Source organism: Flavobacterium sp., from assembly GCF_017985075.1.
Lineage (GTDB): Bacteria > Bacteroidota > Bacteroidia > Flavobacteriales > Flavobacteriaceae > Flavobacterium.
Genome location: NZ_JAGNYF010000105.1, coordinates 1 through 3,478, shown reverse-complemented (window position 1 = coordinate 3,478; position 3,478 = coordinate 1). Strand labels below are relative to the sequence as shown.

Annotated in this window: 4 protein-coding genes and 1 tRNA gene; 3 read left to right on the top strand and 2 right to left on the bottom strand. The window is 33.4% G+C overall.

All coding sequences use genetic code 11. The annotated features are described in order from the left end of the window. Position 1: 1 nt before the first annotated feature. Together KA468_RS10950 and KA468_RS10945 are read right to left on the bottom strand one after the other, a co-directional pair. Positions 2 to 83: transfer RNA gene (locus KA468_RS10950), tRNA-Leu, on the bottom strand. 59 nt (positions 84 to 142) lie between these two features. Then, on the bottom strand, positions 143 to 1,534 hold the full coding sequence (locus KA468_RS10945) for a dipeptidase (RefSeq protein ID WP_291242967.1): 1,392 nt from the start codon (positions 1,532 to 1,534) through the stop codon (positions 143 to 145). Positions 1,535 to 1,972: 438 nt separating this feature from the next. On the opposite strand from KA468_RS10945, the gene KA468_RS10940 reads away from it, so the two are divergent. The 3 genes from KA468_RS10940 to KA468_RS10930 form a co-directional block, all read left to right on the top strand. After that, positions 1,973 to 2,614 (top strand): 30S ribosomal protein S16, encoded by a 642-nt coding sequence (locus KA468_RS10940; RefSeq protein WP_291242966.1) that lies wholly within the window; start codon positions 1,973 to 1,975, stop codon positions 2,612 to 2,614. 14 nt (positions 2,615 to 2,628) lie between these two features. Beyond that, the gene (rimM, locus tag KA468_RS10935) at positions 2,629 to 3,156 is read left to right on the top strand and encodes a ribosome maturation factor RimM (protein ID WP_291242965.1); all 528 of its coding nucleotides are present in this window, start codon (positions 2,629 to 2,631) and stop codon (positions 3,154 to 3,156) included. Between the two features lie 53 nt (positions 3,157 to 3,209). Continuing rightward, positions 3,210 to 3,478: methyltransferase (locus KA468_RS10930; RefSeq protein WP_291242964.1), on the top strand; the 269-nt coding region annotated here is incomplete at its 3' end.

The window sequence follows — 3,478 nt, the reverse complement described above, 5'->3', positions numbered from 1 at the left end:
GTGCGGGTAAAAGGACTCGAACCTTCACACCTTGCGGCACCAGATCCTAAGTCTGGCGTGTCTACCAATTTCACCATACCCGCGATAATTGGAGTGCAAATATATAAACTAAGTTTTCTTTTCGCAAATTAATTTCTTCTTTTTATTTTTTATACATTTCTGTAAAATATTTATAAAATAACGGAATGGTTTCAATTCCTTTCATATAGTTGAAAATTCCATAGTGTTCATTTGGTGAGTGAATGGCATCGCTATCCAAACCAAATCCCATTAAAATAGTTTTGCTTTTCAATTCTTTTTCAAACAAAGCAACTATTGGAATACTTCCACCCGAACGAACCGGAATTGCAGAAACACCAAACGATTCTGTATACGCTTTATTCGCAGCTTGATAGCCAATACTGTCAATTGGAGTTACATAACCTTGTCCACCATGATGAGGTGTTACCTTTACAGTTACAGCACTTGGCGCTATACTTTCAAAGTGTTTTTTAAATAATTCTGTTATGTTTTCCCAATCTTGATTTGGAACCAATCGCATCGAAATTTTTGCAAACGCTTTACTTGCAATTACGGTTTTTGCACCTTCACCAGTATAACCACCCCAAATTCCGTTTACATCTAAAGTTGGACGAATAGAATTTCTCTCGTTAGTTGTATAACCAGATTCACCGTAGGTATCTGCAATATGTAATGCTTTTTTGTAATCATCTTCAGAATACGGTCTTTTTGCCATTTCGGCTCTTTCTTCTAACGATAATTCTTCCACACCATCGTAAAAACCAGGAATCGTAATATGATTATTTTCATCGTGTAATGAAGCAATCATTTTGGTTAAAATATTTATAGGATTAGCAACAGCTCCACCGTATAAACCAGAATGTAAATCTCTATTTGGACCCGTTACTTCTACTTCCACATAGCTTAAACCGCGCAAACCAGTTGTAATTGAAGGTTGCGTGTTTGAAATCATTCCTGTATCTGAAATTAAAATTACATCACAAGATAATTTTTCTTGATTGCGTTCCACAAACCAACCTAAGCTTTTAGAACCCACTTCTTCTTCCCCTTCAATCATAAATTTTACATTACAAGGCAAGTTATTATTGGCAATCATGTATTCAAAAGCTTTAACGTGCATGTACATTTGACCTTTGTCGTCACAAGCACCACGTGCAAAAATTGCACCTTCTGGATGAATTTCTGTGGTTTTAATTACGGGTTCAAATGGAGGAGATGTCCACAATTCAATTGGGTCTGCGGGTTGCACATCATAATGTCCATAAACTAAAACTGTAGGAAGGCTTGGATCAATTATTTTGTGTCCGTAAACGATTGGATAGCCTGGTGTTTCGCACATTTCTACTACATCACAACCTGCTTTTTCCAAACTAGATTTTACAGATTCGGCAGTATTAATTACATCTTGAGCATATGCGCTGTCTGCACTAACAGAAGGTATTTTTAGTAATTCTATTAATTCTTTAATAAATCGTTCTTTGTTCTCCTGAACGTATTGTTTTATGTTTTCCATGATTTTTCTTTATAAAGTTCAAATATACGAAATGAATATGAATGTCAAAAACCAATTTTAAAAACAAACTCAAAAGACAAATAGTAGTTTTTTTAAAAACAGGTTCGTTTTTCAAGATTAAATCTATAATTTAAATTAAATTTTAACTTTGTAAAATTATGTTTATTAAAAATATTATGTTCGAGTTTCACAATTTTAGAGAATTAAAATCCAGTTTCAAACTTGTTTTTTTGGCGGTAGTTTTAATTGTATTTTTTTTAAAGTATCTATTTAGCAACAATAAAAAAAAATAGAATCGATATTAAATCTAAAGTAAACTTATTACTAAAAGCCTCATTTAAAAATAATTAAACATAAAACATTGAAATTTGATAATTATTATTATCTTTGCACCCTTAATTAACCGAGGTCGAGTACCTCAAATTTAATCACAAGATTATGCCAGTAAGAATTAGATTACAAAGACATGGTAAAAAAGGGAAACCTTTTTTCTGGATCGTAGCGGCAGATGCCCGCTCAAAAAGAGATGGTAAATACCTAGAAAAAATAGGAACGTACAATCCAAACACTAACCCTGCAACTATTGATTTAAATGTTGATAGTGCTGTTCAATGGTTACACAATGGTGCCCAACCAACTGACACGGCTAAAGCAATTTTATCTTATAAAGGTGCTTTGTTGAAACATCATTTAGATGGTGGAGTTAGAAAAGGTGCTTTAACACAAGAACAAGCCGATGCTAAATTAGCAACTTGGTTAGATGCAAAAGCTGGAAAAGTAGATGCTAAAAAAGATGGTTTAAGCAAGGCACAAGCAGATGCTAAAGCTAAAGCTTTTAAAGCGGAACAAGTAGCAAACGAAAAACGTATGGCTGCAATTGCTGATGCTGTAAAAGCAGAAGAAGTAGTTGAAGCTGCTGCTGAAGTAACTGAAGAAGTTGCTACAGAAGAAGTAGTTGAAGTTGAAGCTGCTGCTGAGGTAACTGAAGAAGTTGCTGTTGAAGAGGTAGTTGAGGCTGTTGCAGAAGAAACTACAGAAGCTCCTGCTGCTGAAGAAAACAACGAAGAAAAAGAAGCTTAATATATTCTGCGATAATGCGTAAAGATGAATGTTTCTATTTAGGCAAAATCGCTAAAAAATTTAGTTTCAAAGGGGAAGTTCTTATCTTTTTAGATACAGACGAACCTGAACTTTATCAAAATTTGGAATCAGTTTTTATTGAATACAATAAAAATCTGGTTCCATTTTTTATTGATAAATCATCCATTCATAGAGATAAATTTTTACGCGTTAAATTTGAAGATGTTGATACGGAACTAGAAGCCGACAATATGAAAAATTTAGAAGTATATTTACCTCTAACGATGTTACCAAAATTAGAAGGCACCAAGTTTTATTTTCACGAAATTATAGGTTTTAAAGTTACAGACCAACGCTTAGGTGATATAGGAACCGTTCACGCCATTTTGGATAATGCCGCTCAACCTATTTTTGAAATTTTCAAAGGACAAAAACAAGTTTTAGTTCCTATGATTGACTCTTTTATTATTGAAGTCAATAGAAAAGAAAAAGAATTGGTTTTAAACACACCAATTGGTTTAGTGGATTTGTATTTGGAGTAGCAAAAAACTTAAACATTTAACATTCGTTACTCAACATTCATAATTAATTTATGATTTTTTCATTCAAACAATTTTCAGTTCAACAAGAAAAATCTGCCATGAAAGTGGGAACAGATGGTGTTTTGTTGGGAGCTTGGACACCGCTAATTAACAATCCATATAACATACTTGATATTGGAGCTGGAACAGGAATAATTTCCCTTATGTTAGCCCAAAGAAGTTTCTCAGAGCAAATTGATGCTATTGAAATTGAAGAAAATGCCTACGAAGAATGTGTAGATAATTTTGAAAATTCGCCTTGGGCAGACCGATTGTATTGCTA